The 17733-nt window shown below is 73.5% G+C and carries 17 protein-coding genes, 1 pseudogene and 1 riboswitch; of the genes and pseudogenes, 10 read left to right on the top strand and 8 right to left on the bottom strand.

Annotated elements, in window-relative coordinates; all coding sequences use genetic code 11:
- Nucleotides 1-43: 43 nt before the first annotated feature.
- The gene (locus AF335_RS00880; protein WP_221505155.1) at nucleotides 44-1213 is read right to left on the bottom strand and encodes an NAD(P)/FAD-dependent oxidoreductase; all 1170 of its coding nucleotides are present in this window, start codon (nucleotides 1211-1213) and stop codon (nucleotides 44-46) included.
- Nucleotides 1214-1460: 247 nt separating this feature from the next.
- Nucleotides 1461-1573: riboswitch (TPP riboswitch) on the top strand.
- On the opposite strand from AF335_RS00880, the gene thiO reads away from it, so the two are divergent.
- The 5 genes and pseudogenes from thiO to AF335_RS00905 all read left to right on the top strand — a co-directional run bounded on the left by thiO (nucleotide 1571) and on the right by AF335_RS00905 (nucleotide 6763).
- On the top strand, nucleotides 1571-2749 hold the full coding sequence (gene thiO / locus AF335_RS00885; protein ID WP_102916326.1) for a glycine oxidase ThiO: 1179 nt from the start codon (nucleotides 1571-1573) through the stop codon (nucleotides 2747-2749). Its footprint overlaps the riboswitch before it by 3 nt.
- Complete coding sequence (thiS, locus tag AF335_RS00890; protein WP_102916327.1) at nucleotides 2746-2985, top strand: sulfur carrier protein ThiS; 240 nt, start codon at nucleotides 2746-2748, stop codon at nucleotides 2983-2985. Before thiO ends, thiS begins: the two co-directional genes overlap by 4 nt.
- Nucleotides 2986-2994: 9 nt before the next feature.
- Nucleotides 2995-3795, top strand: coding sequence for a thiazole synthase (locus AF335_RS00895; protein WP_102916328.1), 801 nt, complete (start codon nucleotides 2995-2997; stop codon nucleotides 3793-3795).
- 114 nt (nucleotides 3796-3909) lie between these two features.
- Nucleotides 3910-5854 (top strand): annotated as a pseudogene (gene pknB / locus AF335_RS00900) (Stk1 family PASTA domain-containing Ser/Thr kinase).
- Nucleotides 5855-5857: 3 nt separating this feature from the next.
- Nucleotides 5858-6763, top strand: coding sequence for a deoxyribonuclease IV (locus AF335_RS00905; RefSeq protein ID WP_102916329.1), 906 nt, complete (start codon nucleotides 5858-5860; stop codon nucleotides 6761-6763).
- 22 nt (nucleotides 6764-6785) lie between these two features.
- Here the strand turns inward: AF335_RS00905 and AF335_RS00910 are convergent, their stop codons facing one another.
- Entirely contained in the window at nucleotides 6786-7418 is a 633-nt protein-coding gene (locus AF335_RS00910) for a sulfite oxidase-like oxidoreductase (RefSeq protein WP_102916330.1), read from the bottom strand.
- Between the two features lie 153 nt (nucleotides 7419-7571).
- Here AF335_RS00910 and bfr point away from each other — a divergent pair, with 153 nt between their 5' ends.
- Entirely contained in the window at nucleotides 7572-8060 is a 489-nt protein-coding gene (gene bfr / locus AF335_RS00915; RefSeq protein WP_087928467.1) for a bacterioferritin, read from the top strand.
- Between the two features lie 144 nt (nucleotides 8061-8204).
- On the opposite strand, the gene AF335_RS00920 is transcribed toward bfr, so the two are convergent.
- The gene (locus AF335_RS00920; RefSeq protein ID WP_102916331.1) at nucleotides 8205-8453 is read right to left on the bottom strand and encodes a (2Fe-2S)-binding protein; all 249 of its coding nucleotides are present in this window, start codon (nucleotides 8451-8453) and stop codon (nucleotides 8205-8207) included.
- 126 nt (nucleotides 8454-8579) lie between these two features.
- The gene (locus AF335_RS00925; RefSeq protein ID WP_102916332.1) at nucleotides 8580-9929 is read right to left on the bottom strand and encodes a class II 3-deoxy-7-phosphoheptulonate synthase; all 1350 of its coding nucleotides are present in this window, start codon (nucleotides 9927-9929) and stop codon (nucleotides 8580-8582) included.
- Between the two features lie 71 nt (nucleotides 9930-10000).
- Here AF335_RS00925 and AF335_RS33765 point away from each other — a divergent pair, with 71 nt between their 5' ends.
- On the top strand, nucleotides 10001-10171 hold the full coding sequence (locus AF335_RS33765) for a trp operon leader peptide (RefSeq protein ID WP_107503470.1): 171 nt from the start codon (nucleotides 10001-10003) through the stop codon (nucleotides 10169-10171).
- Between the two features lie 96 nt (nucleotides 10172-10267).
- The gene (locus AF335_RS00930) at nucleotides 10268-12199 is read left to right on the top strand and encodes an anthranilate synthase family protein (RefSeq protein WP_102916333.1); all 1932 of its coding nucleotides are present in this window, start codon (nucleotides 10268-10270) and stop codon (nucleotides 12197-12199) included.
- Between the two features lie 216 nt (nucleotides 12200-12415).
- Here AF335_RS00930 and AF335_RS00935 read toward each other — a convergent pair whose 3' ends face one another.
- The 4 genes from AF335_RS00935 to AF335_RS00950 are packed head-to-tail and all read right to left on the bottom strand — an operon-like array spanning nucleotide 12416 to nucleotide 16230.
- A complete protein-coding gene (locus AF335_RS00935; protein WP_102916334.1) occupies nucleotides 12416-13447 on the bottom strand; it encodes a 6-phosphofructokinase in 1032 nt (343 codons plus the stop codon).
- A gap of 46 nt (nucleotides 13448-13493) precedes the next feature.
- Nucleotides 13494-14165 (bottom strand): response regulator, encoded by a 672-nt coding sequence (locus AF335_RS00940; RefSeq protein ID WP_102916968.1) that lies wholly within the window; start codon nucleotides 14163-14165, stop codon nucleotides 13494-13496.
- Nucleotides 14166-14206: 41 nt separating this feature from the next.
- Nucleotides 14207-15457, bottom strand: a complete 1251-nt coding sequence (gene macS / locus AF335_RS00945; RefSeq protein ID WP_376697798.1) for a MacS family sensor histidine kinase — start codon at nucleotides 15455-15457, stop codon at nucleotides 14207-14209.
- Nucleotides 15458-15483: 26 nt separating this feature from the next.
- A complete protein-coding gene (locus tag AF335_RS00950; protein ID WP_184743235.1) occupies nucleotides 15484-16230 on the bottom strand; it encodes a lysophospholipid acyltransferase family protein in 747 nt (248 codons plus the stop codon).
- 127 nt (nucleotides 16231-16357) lie between these two features.
- On the opposite strand from AF335_RS00950, the gene AF335_RS00955 reads away from it, so the two are divergent.
- Together AF335_RS00955 and AF335_RS00960 are read left to right on the top strand one after the other, a co-directional pair.
- Nucleotides 16358-17128: an alpha/beta hydrolase gene (locus AF335_RS00955; RefSeq protein ID WP_102916337.1), complete on the top strand. Its 771-nt coding sequence runs from the start codon at nucleotides 16358-16360 to the stop codon at nucleotides 17126-17128.
- Nucleotides 17121-17717, top strand: coding sequence for a hypothetical protein (locus AF335_RS00960; RefSeq protein WP_102916338.1), 597 nt, complete (start codon nucleotides 17121-17123; stop codon nucleotides 17715-17717). The genes AF335_RS00955 and AF335_RS00960 overlap by 8 nt, the downstream gene beginning before the upstream one ends.
- The last annotated feature ends 16 nt before the right edge of the window (nucleotides 17718-17733 follow it).

Genomic DNA, 17733 nt, shown 5'->3' on the forward strand with positions numbered 1-17733 from the left:
CCGAGGCGGGACCGGGGCAGGACCGGGCCCGCCCCGGCGCCCGTCACAGCCCGGCGGACTTCAGTGGCACCGACGGGTTCGCCGCCTTCTCCCGGTCCACGGCCGCGCCGCGCTCGATGAGCTTGCGGCCCTGCGCCAGGTCCCGGGGCCGGCCGACGGCCAGCAGCGCCACCAGGACGCCGTCGCGCAGCCAGCACACCGTCCAGGCGGCGCCGGCGGGGTCGCCGCGCCAGACGAGCTCGTCGCCGTCGGCGTGGTGGCCCGCGTACTGCACGAACCGGCCGAACTGCTCCGACCAGAAGTAGGGCACCGGGTCGTAGCGGGGACCCTCGGCCGGGCCGAGGGCGATGTTCTCGGCGACGGTCCGCGGGCCCTGGAGGGCGTTGTCCCAGTGGTGGACCAGCAGCCGCTCGCCGTAGCGGGCGGACGGGAACGACGCGCAGTCGCCCACCGCGTAGACGTCGGGCAGGGAGGCGCGCAGCCGGTCGTCGGTGGCGACGGAACGATCCGCCGCGAGCGTGATCCCGGAGCCCGCCAGCCAGTCGGTGTCCGGCCGGGCGCCGATGCCGACGACCACCGCGCCGGCCGGCAGCCGGGTGCCGTCCGCGAGCAGCACCGCGCCGTCCTCCACGGCGGCCACCCGCGCGCCGGTGAGCAGCCGGGCGCCGCTGTCGGCGTACCAGGCGGTCATGTGCGCGGCGACCTCGGCGGGCAGGGCGCCCGCCAGCGGCCGGTCGGCGGCCTCGACGACGGTCACCGCGCAGCCCGCCTCCCGGGCGGCCGTCGCGAACTCGGCGCCGATCCAGCCGGCGCCGACGGCCACCACGTCCCGCTGCTCGGCCAGCACCGGACGCAGACCCTCCGCGTCGTCCAGGGTGCGCAGCAGATGGACGCCGGGCACGCCCTCGCTGCCGGGCAGCTCGATCGGGCGGGCACCGGTGGCGATGACCAGCACGTCGTAGGGCACCGGCCCGGCGGAGGTCTCCAGCACGCGTTCCCCGGCGCGCAGCGCGGTGACCTCCCGCCCGAGGCACAGGTCTATGCCCAGGGACGCGAAGTCCACCTCGAACGCCGAGCCCTCGGCCTTGCCGAGGAGCACCGCTTTGGACAGGGGGGGCCGGTCGTAGGGCCGGTGGGGCTCGGCCCCGAGCAGGGTGATGGTGCCGAGCCAGCCCTGTTCACGCAGGGCCACGGCGGTCTGCACGCCGGCCATGCCGGCACCCACGATGACGACGCGCCGGTCACTGGAGGTATTCGTCTGGTCGCTCACCCGATCACTGTAGGGCGGGGGCCGGGCTTCCCCGCAGCACCGTGCGGGGAGACCTCCGACACAAGGTCATCCACCAGTACTTCGCGGACGGCCCGGCGCGGGGCCGCCGTTCCGGGTGCTCCCGGCACCCCGCCCGCCCCGGTCCGAGCGGCCTTCCGGTCGCTTCCCGGCGCGTACTAGGGTGGCCGGTGCAAGCACTCGCGGGAGCCCGGACGCACCGGGCTGAGAGGGAGGCTGGACGGCCTCCGACCGTACGAACCTGATCCGGGTCATGCCGGCGAAGGGAGGGGCTGGACACCCATGTACGCGTCTTCCACCGCGTCGCCGGGGACGTACGACGTCCTCGTCGTCGGCGGCGGTGTCATCGGTCTGGTCACGGCGTGGCGGGCGGCCCAGCGCGGCCTGCGCACCGCGCTCGCGGACCCCGCGCCCGGCGGCGGGGCGGCGCACGTGGCGGCCGGGATGCTGGCCGCGGTGACCGAACTGCACTACGGCGAGCAGACCCTGCTCGCGCTGAACCTGGAGTCGGCCCGGCGCTATCCGGCGTTCACGGCCGAGCTGGAGGAGGCGACCGGGCGGGACACCGGGTACCGCGCGTGCGGCACCCTCGCCGTCGCCCTCGACGCCGACGACCGGGCGCACCTGCGGGAGCTGCACGCCCTCCAGCGCGCCTGCGGCCTCGACGCCGAGTGGCTGTCCGGGCGCGAGTGCCGCCGGCTGGAGCCGATGCTCGCGCCCGGCGTGCGCGGGGGTGTGCGGGTGGACGGCGACCACCAGACGGATCCGCGGCGGCTCGCCGGGGCCCTGCTCACGGCCTGCGAGCGGGCCGGGGTGAGCTTCCACCGCGCGGCGGTCATCCGGCTGCTGTGCGCGGGCGGCCGGGCCACCGGGGCCGAACTCGCGGGCGGCGAGCGGCTGTCCGCCGGTCAGACGGTGCTCGCCGCGGGCAGCCGCAGCGGCGCCCTGGCGGGCGTGCCCGAGGGCGTGCTGCCACCGGTCCGCCCGGTGAAGGGACAGATCCTGCGGCTGCGGGTGCCCGCCGCGTACGCCCCGTTCCTCTCCCGGACCGTACGGGCCGTGGTGCGCGGCTGCCCGGTGTACCTGGTGCCGCGCGAGAACGGCGAGCTGGTCGTCGGCGCGACCACCGAGGAGCTCGGCTGGGACACCACGGTCACCGCGGGCGGGGTCTACGAACTGCTGCGCGACGCCCATGAGCTGGTGCCCGGCATCACCGAACTGCCCCTGGTCGAGACCCTCGCCGGGCTGCGCCCCGGCTCCCCCGACAACGCCCCGCTGCTCGGCCCGACGGACCTGCCGGGGCTGCACACCGCCACCGGCCACCACCGCAACGGCGTCCTGCTCACACCGGTGACGGGCGACGTCATGGCCGAGGTGCTGACCACCGGGCGGCTGCCCGACGAGGCCCGCCCCTTCTCCCCCCGACGCTTCGCGAACGCCCCCCAGGAGCTGCCCGTATGAACCCCACCGACCCCACCGACCGCCCCGAGGCCCAGGTGGGCATCAGCGTCAACGGCGAGAGCCGCGCCGTACCCACGGGCCTGACCCTGGACCTCCTCGTCGCGTCGCTCACCACGGCGCGCGGCGGCGTCGCGGCCGCCGTCAACGAGGCGGTCGTCCCGCGCGGCCAGTGGGCCGCCACCACGCTCGGCGCGGGCGACCGCGTCGAGGTCCTCACCGCAGTACAGGGAGGCTGATCAGCTCCGATGGCAGACGATCTGCTCACCATCGCGGACACCACCTTCACCTCACGCCTCATCATGGGCACGGGCGGGGCGCCCAGCCTGGAGGTCATGGAGCGCGCCCTGCTGGCCTCGGGCACCGAGCTGACCACCGTGGCCATGCGCCGGCTGGACGCGAGCGTACGGGGCTCCGTGCTGTCGGTGCTCGACCGGCACGGCATCCGCGTCCTGCCGAACACCGCCGGCTGCTACACGGCCGGCGAGGCGGTCCTCACCGCCCGGCTGGCCCGGGAGGCGCTCGGCACGGACTGGGTCAAGCTGGAGGTGATCGCCGACGAACGGACCCTGCTGCCCGACCCGGTCGAGCTGCTGGACGCCGCGGAGATACTCGTCGACGACGGCTTCACGGTGCTGCCGTACACCAGCGACGACCCGGTGCTCGCCCGGAAGCTGGAGGACGTCGGCTGCGCCGCGATCATGCCGCTGGGCTCGCCCATCGGCTCCGGGCTCGGCATCCGCAACCCGCACAACTTCCAGCTGATCACCGAACGGGCGGGCGTGCCCGTGATCCTCGACGCGGGCGCGGGCACCGCCTCCGACGCGGCCCTCGCGATGGAGCTGGGCTGCGCGGCGGTGATGCTCGCCTCGGCGGTGACCCGCGCCCAGGAGCCGGTCCTGATGGCCGAGGCGATGCGGCACGCGGTCGAGGCGGGCCGGCTGGCGCACCGGGCGGGCCGGATCCCGCGCCGGCACTTCGCGGCGGCGTCGTCCCCGGCCGAGGGCGTCGCCCGGCTGGATCCGGAACGGCCGGCTTTCGGCGGGTGAGGCACGGGGCGGCCGTCCGCCCGGCGGGCACGGGGGCCGGGCGGGGCCGCCGGGACCGCCACCGGGCGGACCGGGGGAAACCGGCCCGCCCGCGCGGCCTCTTAGACTCGTCCCGTGGATACGACGCTAGGGGACCCGCTCGTCGGGAACGTGCTCGACGGCCGCTACCGAGTCGACGCCCGGATCGCCGTCGGCGGCATGGCCACGGTCTACCGGGCCGTGGACACCCGGCTCGACCGCGTGCTCGCGCTGAAGGTGATGCACCCCGGGCTCGCCGGGGACGCCGCGTTCGTCGAGCGCTTCATCCGCGAGGCGAGGTCGGCCGCCCGGCTCGACCACCCCAATGTGGTGAGCGTCTCGGACCAGGGCACCGACCGCGGGTACGTCTACCTCGCGATGGAGTACGTACCCGGGTGCACCCTGCGCGACGTCCTGCGCGAGCGCGGCGCCCTCCAGCCCCGCGCGGCCCTGGACATCCTGGAGCCGGTGCTCGCGGCGCTCGGCGCGGCCCACCTGGCGGGCCTGATCCACCGCGACATGAAGCCGGAGAACGTCCTGATCGGCGACGACGGCCGGGTGAAGGTCGCCGACTTCGGGCTCGTACGGGCCGTGGACACCCACACCTCGGCCTCCACGGGCTCGGTGCTGGGCACCGTCTCGTACCTGGCCCCCGAGCAGATCGAGCACGGCACCGCCGACACCCGCGTGGACGTCTACGCCTGTGGCGTGGTGCTCTACGAGATGCTCACGGGCGCCAAGCCGCACGGCGGCACCACCCCGGCCCAGGTGCTCTACCAGCACCTGCACGAGGACGTACCGGCCCCGTCCGCGGCCGTCCCCGGGCTCGCCCCCGGCCTGGACGCCCTGGTCGCCGAGGCCACCGCCCGTGACCCGCGCGACCGCCCGGCCGACGCCGCCGCGATGCTGGCGCTGGTCCGCGCGGCGCGCGAGGCGCTCTCCGACGCGCAGCTGGACGCCGTGCCCCCGCAGGCGTCACCGGCGGCCCGGGCGCGCTGGCGGCCGGCTCCGAGGACCGTACGAGCGTGCTGCCCCGCCCCGCGCCGCCCCGCCCGCGCCCGCCGACGACGCCCTGAACCGCACCACGCGCCTGGACCACCCGCCCGTGCCCCCGGGCCGCCGCCGCCGGCGGCACCCGGCCGGGCCGCCGCCCGCTGCCCGGCGCGGGCTGCTGGCGGCGCTCGCCGCCGTGCTGGCGGTGCTGATCGGCTCGGGCGTCTGGTACATCAACTCCGGCCAGTTCACGACCGTCCCGGCCGTCCTGGACATGCCCCAGGACAAGGCCGAGAAGGAGCTCGGCAAGGCCGGGCTCGGGGTGAAGGTCAAGCAGGAGACCAGCGACACGGTCGAGCGCGGCCGTGTGATGGCGACGGACCCCGCCACCGGCGAGCGGATCCGCAACACCGGCAAGGTGACGATCACCGTCTCCCGCGGCCCGGCCAGGGCCGAGGTGCCCAACGTCATCGGCATGGGGCTCGACGCCGCGAAGCGGAAGATCGAGGGCGCGGGCCTCACGGTCGGCGACGTGGGGACGCAGTTCAGCGACGAGACCGCACAGGGCGCGGTGCTGGCCACCGACCCCAAGGCGGGCGAGGAGCGACGGCCGGACACCCCCGTCGCGCTGACCGTCAGCAAGGGCCCGGCCCTCGACGTGCCGGACGTGACCGGCCAGTCCGTCGCGGCGGCCACCGGCGCGCTCCGCGACAAGGGCTTCGAGGTCGAGGTCTCCGGCACCCGGGTCTTCTCCGACAAGCCCAAGGACGCGGTGGCCGAGCAGTCCCCCGGCAAGGGCGCCAAGGCGGCCAAGGGCGACAGGATCACGCTCACGGTCTCCAAGGGCCAGGAGATGGTCACGGTCCCCGACGTCACCGGGAAGAGCGAGGCCGACGCCCGGCGGGCGCTCACGGACACGGGCTTCAAGGTCGAGGTGAAGCGGCCGTTCTTCTTCCCCCGGGACTCCGTCGACCGGCAGTCGGTCAAGGGCGGCGACCAGGCGCCCAAGGGCGGCACCATCACCATCGAGCTCAAGGGCGGTCTGTAGGCCATGCGCGAGGACGCGGAACCCACGGGCACGGCCCGCGCGCGGGCGCGCAACCCCATCGGCGGGCACATCCCCGTCGCGGGCGGCCTGGCCCGGACCGGGCTGCCCTACGCCCGGACGATGGGCGCCGAGACGGTGCAGGTCTTCGTGGCCAACCCGCGCGGCTGGGCCACCCCGGCGGGCGTCGCGCGGCAGGACGAGGAGTTCCGGGCCGCCTGCGCCGAGGAGGACCTCCCGGTCTGGGTGCACGCCCCCTATCTGATCAACTTCGGCTCGCACACCCCGGCGACGGCCGAGCTGTCCGTCGAGTCGATGCGGCACTCGCTGCGCCGCGGCCGGGCGATCGGCGCGCGCGGCGTCGTCGTCCACACCGGCTCGGCGACCGGCGGCCGGCCGCGCCGCGAGGCCCTGGCCCAGGTCCACGAGCGGCTGCTGCCGCTGCTGGACGAGCTGACGCACGACGACGACCCCTGGCTGCTGCTGGAGCCCACCGCCGGGCAGGGCTCGTCGCTCTGCTCCCTGGTCGAGGACCTCGGCCCGTACTTCGAGGCGCTGGAGCACCACCCGAAGCTGGGGGTCTGCCTGGACACCTGCCACGTCTTCGCGGCGGGCCACGACCTCGCCGAGCCGGGCGGGATGAAGCGGACGCTCGACGAGCTGGTCTCCGTCGTGGGCGAGGGCCGGCTGCGGCTGATCCACGCCAATGACTCCAAGGAGGCCGTCGGCGCGCACCGGGACCGGCACGAGAACATCGGTTCCGGCCACATCGGGGCGGACCCGTTCGCGGAGCTGTTCACCCACCCGGCGACGGAGGGCGTCTCCCTGACGATCGAGACGCCGGGCGGCCCGGAGGGCCACGCGGCGGACGTGGCCCGGCTGAAGGAGCTGCGGGAGGCGGCGGGCTGCTGAGGCCCGCCCCACCCGCCGCGGGTCAGATCTCCGGGCCCTCGCCCGGCTGTTCCTGGTACGTGTAGCGCTGTTCCCGCCACGGGTCACCGACGTTGTGGTAACCGCGCTCCTCCCAGAACCCCCGCCGGTCGGCCGTCATGTACTCCACGCCGCGCACCCACTTGGGGCCCTTCCAGGCGTAGAGGTGCGGCACCACGAGCCGCACCGGGAAACCGTGCTCGGCGGTGAGCGGCTCGCCGTCCTTGTGGGTGGCGAAAATCGACTGCTCGGAAGTGAAGTCCGACAGCCGCAGATTCGAGCTGAAACCGTATTCGGCCCACACCATCACATGCGTGACCTCGGGCGCGGGCGGGGCGAGTTCAAGGATCGTACGCGCCGATACCCCGCCCCATTCGGCGCCCAGCATGCTGTACTTCGTGACGCAGTGCAGATCCGCCACCACCGTCGAATACGGCAGCGCGGAGAATTCGTCGTGCGTCCAGCAGTGCTTGTCGCCGTCGGCGGTGGAGCCGAAGACACGGAATTCCCAGCGGTCCGGTCTGAACCTCGGCACCGGCCCGTAGTGCGTCACCGGCCAGCCGCGCTGGAGGCGCTGCCCCGGGGGCAGCTGGGGGAGGTCCCCTTTGCGGCTTTCGGCGTTTTTAGAGGGCCCCATGGCTCCATGGTGTCAGACCTTCGGCAGTGCCGATGACCAGGGGTTCCACTATTCGGGCAACTCACACTAAGTGTGCACTTACTGGACGGTATCGAAGGTCGGTGCGAGGATGCGCGCAACCTGCCAGCCACCCTTGTGGAAGGAGCCTCTGCGATGCAGGGCGACCCTGAGGTCATCGAATTTCTCAACGAACAGCTGACGGCCGAGCTCACCGCCATCAATCAGTACTTCCTGCACGCGAAAATGCAGGAGCACCTCGGTTGGACGAAGATCGCCGAGCACACCCGCGCAGAGTCCTTCGACGAGATGAAGCACGCGGAGGTGCTGACCGACCGCATTCTCTTCCTGGAGGGGCTGCCGAACTACCAGCGGCTCTTCCATGTGCGGATCGGCCAGTCGATCGTGGAGATGTTCCAGGCCGACCGCCAGGTGGAGGTCGAGGCCATCGACCGGCTCAAGCGCGGGGTGGAGGTCATGCGGGCCAAGGGCGACATCACCTCGGCCAATATCTTCGAGGCCATCCTCGAGGACGAGGAGAACCACATCGACTACCTCGACACCCAGCTGGACCTGATCGAGAAGCTCGGCGAACCGCTCTACCTCGCGCAGTTCATCGACCAGTCCAACGGCGGAGCGGACTGAGCGGGCGCGGGACGGTCACCCGGGCGGCCCAAGCCGGCTCGGCGAAGTCCGGTACGGTTCGGCAGCGCCCCGAAGGGGCGCGGGGAACCGCGCGGCCGGCCGCAACGCACCCGCGGACGACTCGCCGGAGTTCCGGCGGAGCGCTCAGGCGGCCTGCGGTATCTCCGCGATCTCCGCGCCGAGCACACCGGGATCCCCCTGGTCGGCCAGCTCGCGGCGCGGGCACGCGCCACGGCCGAGCAGGGCCTGGATGCGGCGCACACAGCTGCCGCAGTCGGTGCCGGCCTTGCAGGCGGAGGCTATCTGGCGGGGCGTGCACGCCCCCTTGTCCGCGTGCTCACGCACCTGCTGCTCCGTGATGCCGAAGCAAGAGCAGACGTACACGCGTTTCACCGCCCAGCCGGGTTGATCAATAAGGTTACCCTTACCTTACCCGGCCGGGCGGCCGAATAACAACGCCGTGGGGCGCGGATCACTCGGATCCGCGCCCCACGGTCGTTCACCGGCGAAAAGCCGCCCTCACTGGTCCCGGTACATCTCCGCGACCAGGAACGCCAGGTCCAGCGACTGGCTGCGGTTGAGCCGCGGGTCGCAGGCCGTCTCGTAGCGCTGGTGCAGGTCGTCGACGAAGATCTCGTCGCCGCCGCCCACGCACTCCGTGACGTCGTCACCGGTCAGCTCGACGTGGATGCCGCCCGGGTGGGTGCCGAGGCCCTTGTGGACCTCGAAGAAGCCCTTGACCTCGTCCAGCACATCGTCGAAGCGGCGGGTCTTGTGGCCCGAGGCCGCCTCGAAGGTGTTGCCGTGCATCGGGTCGCAGATCCACGCGACCTGGGCACCGGACGCCGTGACCTTCTCGACCAGCTCCGGCAGCTTCTCCCGGATCTTGTCGGCACCCATCCGGGTGATGAAGGTCAGCCGGCCCGGCTCGCGCTCCGGGTCGAGCCGCTCGATCAGCGTCAGCGCGTCCTCAGCCGTCGTCGTCGGGCCGAGCTTCACCCCGATCGGGTTACGGATCTTCGACGCGAACTCAAGGTGCGCGCCGTCCAGCTGCCGGGTCCGCTCACCGATCCAGACCATGTGGCCCGACACGTCGTACAGATCGCCGGTCCGCGAGTCGACGCGGGTCAGCGCCGACTCGTAGTCCAGGACGAGCGCCTCGTGCGACGAGAAGAACTCGACGGTCTTGAACTCCTCCGGGTCCACCCCGCAGGCGTTCATGAAGTTCAGCGCCCGGTCGATCTCACGGGCCAGCGCCTCGTAGCGCTGCCCGGAGGGGGAGGACTTCACGAAGTCCTGGTTCCAGGCGTGGACCTGGCGCAGGTCCGCGTAACCACCGGTGGTGAAGGCGCGGACGAGGTTCAGGGTGGCGGCGGAGGCGTGGTACATCCGCTTCAGCCGCTGCGGGTCCGGCGTACGGGCCTCGGGCGTGAAGGCGAAGCCGTTGACGGAGTCGCCGCGGTAGGTCGGCAGGGTCACGCCGTCGCGGGTCTCGGTCGGCTTCGAGCGCGGCTTGCTGTACTGACCGGCGATCCGGCCCACCTTCACGACGGGCACGGAGCCCGCGTAGGTCAGCACGGCGCCCATCTGGAGCAGCGTCTTGAGCTTGTTGCGGATCTGGTCGGCGCCGACGGCGTCGAACGCCTCGGCGCAGTCGCCGCCCTGGAGCAGGAACGCCTCACCACGGGCGACGGCTCCCAGGCGCTGGCGCAGCTGGTCGCACTCGCCCGCGAAAACCAGCGGCGGATAGGACTCGAGCTCGGCGATCACATCGCGCAGAGCCTCCTGGTCCGGCCAGTCAGGCTGCTGCGCCGCGGGAAGGGAGCGCCAGGTGTTGCCACCGGCGTGGAGTTCAGCGTTCACGGTCACGCCCCAACCCTACGGGGTCACGGGAGCCGTCCATCCGCGGGCCCGCACTGTGAGACGCGAAGGGCGCGCGAATGGACGGCACACGCCCCGGGTTCCGCCCCGGCGGCGCGGGCACCGGCCGCGCGCTCCCGCCCGTCCGCCCGGTCACCATCGCCCGGGGCGCCCCGTCCGGTAGGGTGCGGAGCATGTTCGCGCAGACGACCCAGAACTGGTGGTGGACCGCTCATCCGGCGGCCCACTGATCGCGCGTACACCGACTGACGCACCGCGAAGGCCGCCCGAGGGGCGGCCTTCGGCGTTTCCCGGGGCCGTTCCTCTCCTCACCGGAAGGAACCCAGATGACCGGCGACACCCACACCCTCCTCGCACGGCTGACCGAACCCGACTGCCCGCCCTTCGCCCTGCTCCACCGCCGCACCCCCGGGCGCGGCGAGGACACCGTCGAGCTGCTCCTCGGCCCGGTGGCGGAGTACGCGCGGCTCGCCGACATCCCGCTGCCGGACGGTCCGCCCACGACCGGCGCGCCGGTCCTGGACGCCCTCGCCCTGGTCCCCTTCCGGCAGATCCGCGAGCGCGGCTTCGACGTCCACGACGACGGCACCCCGCTCGCGGTGCTGCGCCCCGAGGAGTGCCACGAGCTGCCGCTCGGCGAGGTCCTCGCGGCGCTGCCCGCCCACGAGGTACGGGTGGAGGGCGGCGCCTTCGACGTGGACGACGAGGCGTACGCCCGGATCGTCGAGCGGGTGATCGCGGACGAGATCGGCGCGGGCGAGGGCGCCAACTTCGTCATCCGGCGCACTTTCGAGGGCGAGATCGAGGGTTTCGGGGCGGCCGACGCCCTGGCCCTCTTCCGCAGGCTGCTCGCGGGTGAGCGCGGCGCCTACTGGACGTACGTCGTGCACACCGGCGACCGCACGCTGGTGGGCGCCAGCCCCGAGGTGCACGTCCGGATGTCCGGCGGCACGGTCGTGATGAACCCGATCAGCGGCACCTACCGCTACCCGCCGGAGGGCCCCTCCAAGGAAGGGCTGCTGGCCTTCCTTGACCACCGTAAGGAGGTGGAGGAGCTGTCCATGGTCGTGGACGAGGAGCTGAAGATGATGTGCACCGTCGGCGACATGGGCGGGGTCGTCGTCGGGCCCCGGCTCAAGGAGATGGCCCACCTCGCGCACACCGAGTACGAGCTGCGGGGCCGCTCCTCGCTGGACGTCCGGGAGGTGCTGCGCGAGACGATGTTCGCCGCGACCGTCACCGGCTCCCCGGTGCAGAACGCCTGCCGGGTCATCGAGCGGTACGAGCCGAGGGGCCGCGACGGCCGGGGCCGCGGCTACTACGCGGGGGCGCTCGCCCTCCTCGGCCGGGACGGCGGCGGCACCCGCACCCTCGACTCGCCGATCCTGATCCGCACGGCCGACATCGACCGGCGGGGCCGGCTGCGGCTGCCGGTGGGCGCGACCCTGGTGCGCCACTCGGACCCGTACGGCGAGGTCGCCGAGACCCACGCCAAGGCGGCGGGCGTCCTGGCGGCGCTCGGCGTCCGCACCGCCCTGCGCGACGCCGGGACCCGGCCCGCCGCCCGGCTCGCGGAGGACCCGGACGTCCGGGCCGCCCTGGACGCCCGCCGCGCGGACCTCGCGCCCTTCTGGCTGCGGATGCGGACGACGTCCTCCACCGCCCGGCTGACCGGGCACGCGCTCGTCGTCGACGCCGAGGACACCTTCACGGCGATGCTGGCCCATCTGCTGCGCACCTCGGGCCTCACGGTCACGGTCCGCCGCTACGACGAGCCGGGCCTGCGGGAGGCCGTGCTGGGGCACGAGGGCCCGGTCGTCCTGGGCCCCGGCCCCGGGAACCCCTCCGACACCGCCGACCCCAAGATGCGCACGCTGCGCGCGCTGACGGCCGAGCTGCTGCGGGGGCACCCGTACGGCCTGCTCGGCGTGTGCCTGGGGCACGAGCTGATCGCGGCGGAGCTGGGCATGGAGATCGCCCGCAAGGCGGACCCGTCGCAGGGGGCGCAGCAGCGGATCGACTTCTTCGGGCGGGAGGAGACGGTGGGCTTCTACAACACGTTCACCGCGCGGTGTACGGAGCGGGCGGAGGCGGAGCTGGCCATGCACCGGGTGGAGCTGAGCCGGGACGCCGCGAGCGGCGACGTCCACGCGCTGCGGGGGATCGGATTCGCCGGCGTGCAGTTCCATCCGGAGTCGGTGCTGACGCTGGACGGCGCGGCGATCGTGGCGGAGCTGCTGGCGTCGGTGCTGGTCTGAAGGAGGGGCCCCGCGGGAACGGGGCCGCCGCGAGCGGTGGGCGGGCCGGATGCCACCCCGCCCGCCGCCCGGCCGGGCCGTCCTCGGCCCGCACCGGGGCCGGGGACGACGCGGGAGCCCGCGCGCCCCGGCCCCGGCCGGGAACAGGCCCGGATCAGGCCCGTCGGACGCCCGGGAAAAGCCCGGCGGCCCGCCCGGCCGCGCCCGGAGCCGCCGTCAGCCGAAGAACGTCCGCGCCTCCGCGTACAGCGCGTCCGGGACCGTCTTCAGCCGGGCCGTGGCCTCCCGCAGGGGCACGCGGACCACGTCCGGCCCGCGCAGCGCGACCATCCGCCCGTACTCCCCGTCCCGCACGGCGGTGATCGCGTGCAGGCCGAAGCGGGTGGCCAGCCAGCGGTCGAAGGCGCTCGGTGTCCCGCCCCGCTGGACGTGCCCGAGCACGGTCGTCCGGGCCTCCTTGCCCGTGCGGGACTCGATCTCCTTGGCCAGCCACTCCCCCACGCCGGACAGCCGTACGTGCCCGAAGGAGTCGTGCGCGGCGGCGTCCTTGAGGACGAGGTCGCCGTCCCTGGGCATGGCGCCCTCGGCGACCACCACGATCGGGGCGTAGCTGGCGCGGAAGCGGGAGGTGACCCAGCCGCAGACCTCGTCGAGGTCGAAGCGCTGTTCGGGGATGAGAATGACGTTGGCGCCGCCGGCGAGGCCGGAGTGCAGGGCGATCCAGCCCGCGTGGCGGCCCATGACCTCCACCACGAGGACCCGCATATGGGACTCGGCGGTGGTGTGGAGGCGGTCGATGGCCTCGGTGGCGATGTTGACGGCGGTGTCGAAGCCGAAGGTGTAGTCCGTGGCGGAGAGGTCGTTGTCGATGGTCTTGGGGACGCCGACGCACCGCACGCCGTGTTCTTCGTGGAGGCGGGCGGCGACGCCGAGGGTGTCCTCGCCGCCGATCACGATCAGGGCGTCGACCTCGTCCTTGGCGAGGTTCTCGCGGATGCGGCGGACGCCGTCGGGTTCCTTGAAGGGGTTGGTGCGTGAGGAGCCGAGGATGGTGCCGCCCCGGGGCAGGATGCCCCGGACGGCGGGGATGTCGAGCCGGGACACGGAGCCCTGGAGCGGCCCCCGCCATCCGTCCCGGTAGCCGGTGAAGTCGTAGCCGTAGTCCTGGACGCCCTTGCGGACGACCGCGCGGATGACCGCGTTGAGCCCGGGGCAGTCACCACCGCCGGTCAGCAGTCCGACCCGCATGACGCTCTCCCTTCAGCCGAGGACGGCGCCCGGCCTCCGGGGAGCGTCAGGCGTCGTCGAGTCCTCGCTCTATCGCGTAGCGCACGAGCTCCACGCGATTGTGCAACTGGAGCTTGCCCAAGGTGTTCTGTACATGGTTCTGCACCGTGCGGTGGGAAATAACCAGCCGCTCCGCTATCTGCTTGTACGACAGGCCCTTGGCGACGAGGCGCAGCACCTCGGTCTCGCGGTCGGTCAGCCGGGGGGCCTTGGGGCCGTCGGGCGCGGCCGGGGCCGGGTCGGCGGCGAGGCGGCGGAACTCGCCGAGGACGAGGCCGGCGAGGCCGGGGGTGAAGACGGCGTCGCCCACGGCCGTCCGCCGGACGGCGTCCAGCAGCTCCTCGGTGCTGGCGGACTTCAGCAGATAGCCGGTGGCCCCGGACTTGACGGCCTCCAGCACGTCGGCGTGCTCGCCGCTGGCGGAGAGGACGAGGACGCGCAGCGCGGGGTTCTCGCCGACGAGCTCCTTGCAGACGGCGACGCCGGGCAGGCCGGGCAGGTTGAGGTCGAGGACCAGCACGTCGGGGGCGGCGGCCCGGGCCCGGCGCACCGCCTGGGGGCCGTCGCCGGCGGTGGCCACCACGTCGAACCCGGCGCCCGCCAGATCGCGGGCGACGGCGTCGCGCCACATCGGGTGGTCGTCGACCACCATGACCTTCAGGGTCCGCTCTTCACCCATCGGCTCTTCACCCATCGGCTCTTCGTTCATCGGCTCTTCGTTCATCGGCCGGTCTCGCTCCCCCGTGGGACTCTCAATTCGACTTCCGTGCCCTGTCCCGGTACGGACAGCAGTTCGGCGCTGCCGCCCAGGTCCCGCAGCCGGCCGCGGATGGAGAGGGCGACTCCCATGCGCCCTTCCCGTTCCGCGTCGGCGAGCCTGCCGTCCGGGATGCCCGGGCCGTCGTCCCGCACGGTGACGATCACCGCGTCCGGCTCGTCCTCCAGCAGGATCCAGGCCCGCGCGCCGTCGCCGGCGTGCTTGCGGACATTGTCCAGGGCGGCGCCGACGGCGGCGGCCAGCTCCGCCGCCGCGGCCGCCTCCAGCAGGACGGCGGTGCCGGGCCCGGCGAAGGAGACGTCGGGGCCGGCGTGCGGGGCGAGCAGGGCCGCCACGTCGCAGGGGCCCTCGGGGGGCCGGGGTGCGGGTACCGGCCCGGCGGGCCCGGTGGGCACTGCCAGGCCGGCGAGCTCGGCGTCCTCGGCGTACCGCTCCGGGGTGCCGCTCCGCGCGGGCAGCAGGCCGCCCGCCACCAGGGTGCGCAGGGCGATCTCCTGCTCGCCGGCCATCCTGCCCAGCTCGGCGGCCTCGCCGCCGAGGGCGGTGCCCCGGCGCTGCACCATGGCCAGCACCTGGAGGACGCCGTCGTGGATGTCGCGGGCGAGCCGCTCGCGCTCGCGGGTCGCGGCCTCGATCTGGAGGGCGCGGGCCAGCGTGCGCTCACTGGCCCGGGCCACCTCGACGATGTAGCCGATGGCGATGGAGGAGACCCAGACCAGCAGGACGTTGTGGACGGTGTCCCGGGCCGGGCTGCCGCGCTCGACCAGGTTGGCGAGGGCGACCAGCGTGGAGCCGACGGCCGCCCAGCGCCAGCCGCCCTTGATGGCGCAGCCGAGCACGGCGCCGCCGGTCCATATGGACGGCAGGGTCGCCGCGCCGCCGTCGATGCGCGCCGGGGAGTCCACGAGCGTGGTCAGCAGCACGCCGGCCAGCGCGATGGTGAGGTCGGCGGCCAGGAAGCGCTTGGTGCAGCGCTCGGGCGAGGAGACCCGGTTCCAGGTCAGCGCCATCCACAGGGTGAGTACGCCCATGTAGAGCGCCCCGCCGAGCGGATGGGCGTATTCCTCGTAGTTGAAGCCGAACAGTGCGAGCGCGTAGCCGAGCGTCAGAACGCGGTAGCCGGTCAGCGCCCGCCACAGCGGCAGCTCCACCGACATCCGTACGACGCGCGTCTTTCTGCTGCGCGGTGCCATGGACCGTCCCCCCAGCCCGGACGGGGCTATGCCTCGGGCTGCTTCCCCGCCTTGTCGAGTCCGGCGGCCTTCGCCGCCTTCTCCTCCTCGGCCTTGCGCTTCGCCTCGTCCGCGATCTGCCGCTTGGCGGCGGTCGCGTAGATGTCGACGTACTCCTGGCCGGAGAGCTCCATGATCTTGTACATGACCTCGTCGGTCACCGAGCGCAGGATGAAGCGGTCGCCGTCCATGCCGTGGTAGCGGCTGAAGTCCAGCGGCTCGCCGATCCGGATGCCCGGCCGGATCATCTTCGGCAGGACCTTCCCGGGCGGCTGCACCTTCTCGGTGTCGATCATCGCCACGGGGATCACGGGCGCGCCGGAGAGCAGCGCGACGCGGGCCAGGCCACCGGGCTTGCCGCGGTAGAGGCGGCCGTCCGGGGAACGGGTGCCCTCGGGGTAGATGCCGAAGAGCTCACCGCGCTCCAGCACCTCCAGACCGCTCTTGATCGCCGCTTCGCCGGCGCCGCGGCCGCCCGAACGGTCCACGGGCAGCTGGCCCACGCCCTTGAAGAACGCGGCCGTCAGCTTTCCCTTGACCCCGGGGGAGGTGAAGTATTCCTGCTTCGCGATGAAGGTGATCTTGCGATCGAGCACCGCGGGCAGGAAGAAGGAGTCCGAGAACGAGAGGTGGTTGCTCGCCAGGATCGCGGGCCCGTCGGCCGGGATGTTCTCCAAGCCCTCCACCCACGGCCGGAAGGCAAGCTTCAGCGACCCGCCGATGGACAGCTTCATAGCGCCGTAGAACAACCGAGAACCTCCTGTAGTGACGAGGAGACCTTAACCTGCCTACCCGCCCGGCGGCGCTCCGCGTACGCTGAGGGGCAGACCCCTTTTCCCGTTCCACCGATCGGAGATCCCGGTGCCGCTCCTCCCCGGCGCCGAGCCGTTCCGCCACGACGGCGGAGAGGTCGGCGTCCTCGTGTGCCACGGCTTCACCGGTTCCCCGCAGTCCGTACGGCCCTGGGCCGAGCACCTCGCGGAGCGCGGCCTCACCGTCTCCCTCCCCCTGCTGCCGGGTCATGGCACCCGCTGGCAGGACATGCAGCTCACCGGCTGGCAGGACTGGTACGCGGAGGTCGACCGCGCGCTGCGGGAGCTCCGGGAGAACTGCTCCGAGGTGTTCGTCTGCGGCCTGTCGATGGGCGGGGCGCTGACGCTGCGGCTGGCGGCGAAGCACGGGGCGGATATCTCGGGCATCGTCCTGGTCAACCCGGCGAACAAGGTGCACGGCCCGGCGGCCAGGGCGCTGCCGGTGGTGCGCCATCTGCTGCCCTCGACCTCGGGCATCGCCAGCGACATCGCGAAGCCCGGCCGCGAGGAGGTCGGCTACGACCGGGTGCCGCTGCACGCGGCGTACTCCTTCCGCCGCTTCCTGACCATGCTGGACCGGGAACTTCCGCAGGTCACTCAGCCGTTGCTGCTGCTGCACAGCCCCGAGGACCATGTGGTACCGCCCGCCGACTCGGCGCGGATCCTGGCCCGGGTGTCCTCCCGGGACGTCACCGAGCGGCTGCTGGAGCGCAGCTATCACGTGGCGACGCTGGACCACGACGCCGAGCTGATCTTCGAGGAGACCTTCGCGTTCATCAGCCGGCTCTCGGCGGGTGTCGGGACGGCCTCCCGTGGCTGAGCACGACGCGGACCACGACCGCGACGAGAGCCGCGACCCGCTCGACGAGGACGCCGCGTGGGCGGAGCTCGTCGCCGCGTACGGCGAGCAGCCCGACCCGGCGAAGGGCCGCTGGCCCGCCTCGGGTGACGTCCTGGACTCCGCCGCCACCCGGCCGGGCCCGGCGGACGGCCCCTCGGCCGCCGACCCGACCGGTCCGGAGGAGCCGCCGCTGAAGCGCTCCCCCGAGGAGCCCCGGCCCGCGAAGCCGGAGCAGCCGGGCAGCTTCATCGTGTACGCGCCCGGGGTCGGCCCCCGGGACTGGGACACCCCGGCCGAGGAGGCGCTCGACGACTCCGAGGAGGGCCACTTCGTCCCGCCGGAGCCGCCGCCGCTGCCCACGGGCGATGTGACGTCGCGGTTCGCGTGGCTCGCGGTGCTGGGCGGCCCGTTGCTGCTGCTGATCATGGTCCTGCTGCGGCAGGAGCTGACGTGGTGGGTGACGACGCTGGGGGTGGGCGGGTTCCTGGGCGGTTTCGCGACGCTGGTCCTGCGCATGAAGGACACGGATGAAGAGGACGACGATCCCGGGCGCGGTGCGGTGGTGTAGTGACGGGGGGTTTTCC

This window comes from Streptomyces eurocidicus (assembly GCF_002891295.1).
GTDB lineage: Bacteria > Actinomycetota > Actinomycetes > Streptomycetales > Streptomycetaceae > Streptomyces > Streptomyces eurocidicus.

Bases quoted from the DNA above. Each gene is read 5' to 3' on its own strand.
- AF335_RS00880 (WP_221505155.1), bottom strand. From the start codon at position 1,213: ATGGCCGGCGTGCAGACCGCCGTGGCCCTGCGTGAACAGGGCTGGCTC.
- thiO (WP_102916326.1), top strand. From the start codon at position 1,571: ATGTACGCGTCTTCCACCGCGTCGCCGGGGACGTACGACGTCCTCGTC.
- thiS (WP_102916327.1), top strand. From the start codon at position 2,746: ATGAACCCCACCGACCCCACCGACCGCCCCGAGGCCCAGGTGGGCATC.
- AF335_RS00895 (WP_102916328.1), top strand. From the start codon at position 2,995: ATGGCAGACGATCTGCTCACCATCGCGGACACCACCTTCACCTCACGC.
- AF335_RS00905 (WP_102916329.1), top strand. From the start codon at position 5,858: ATGCGCGAGGACGCGGAACCCACGGGCACGGCCCGCGCGCGGGCGCGC.
- AF335_RS00910 (WP_102916330.1), bottom strand. From the start codon at position 7,418: ATGGGGCCCTCTAAAAACGCCGAAAGCCGCAAAGGGGACCTCCCCCAG.
- bfr (WP_087928467.1), top strand. From the start codon at position 7,572: ATGCAGGGCGACCCTGAGGTCATCGAATTTCTCAACGAACAGCTGACG.
- AF335_RS33765 (WP_107503470.1), top strand. From the start codon at position 10,001: ATGGACGGCACACGCCCCGGGTTCCGCCCCGGCGGCGCGGGCACCGGC.
- AF335_RS00930 (WP_102916333.1), top strand. From the start codon at position 10,268: ATGACCGGCGACACCCACACCCTCCTCGCACGGCTGACCGAACCCGAC.
- AF335_RS00935 (WP_102916334.1), bottom strand. From the start codon at position 13,447: ATGCGGGTCGGACTGCTGACCGGCGGTGGTGACTGCCCCGGGCTCAAC.
- AF335_RS00940 (WP_102916968.1), bottom strand. From the start codon at position 14,165: ATGGGTGAAGAGCGGACCCTGAAGGTCATGGTGGTCGACGACCACCCG.
- macS (WP_376697798.1), bottom strand. From the start codon at position 15,457: ATGGCACCGCGCAGCAGAAAGACGCGCGTCGTACGGATGTCGGTGGAG.
- AF335_RS00950 (WP_184743235.1), bottom strand. From the start codon at position 16,230: ATGAAGCTGTCCATCGGCGGGTCGCTGAAGCTTGCCTTCCGGCCGTGG.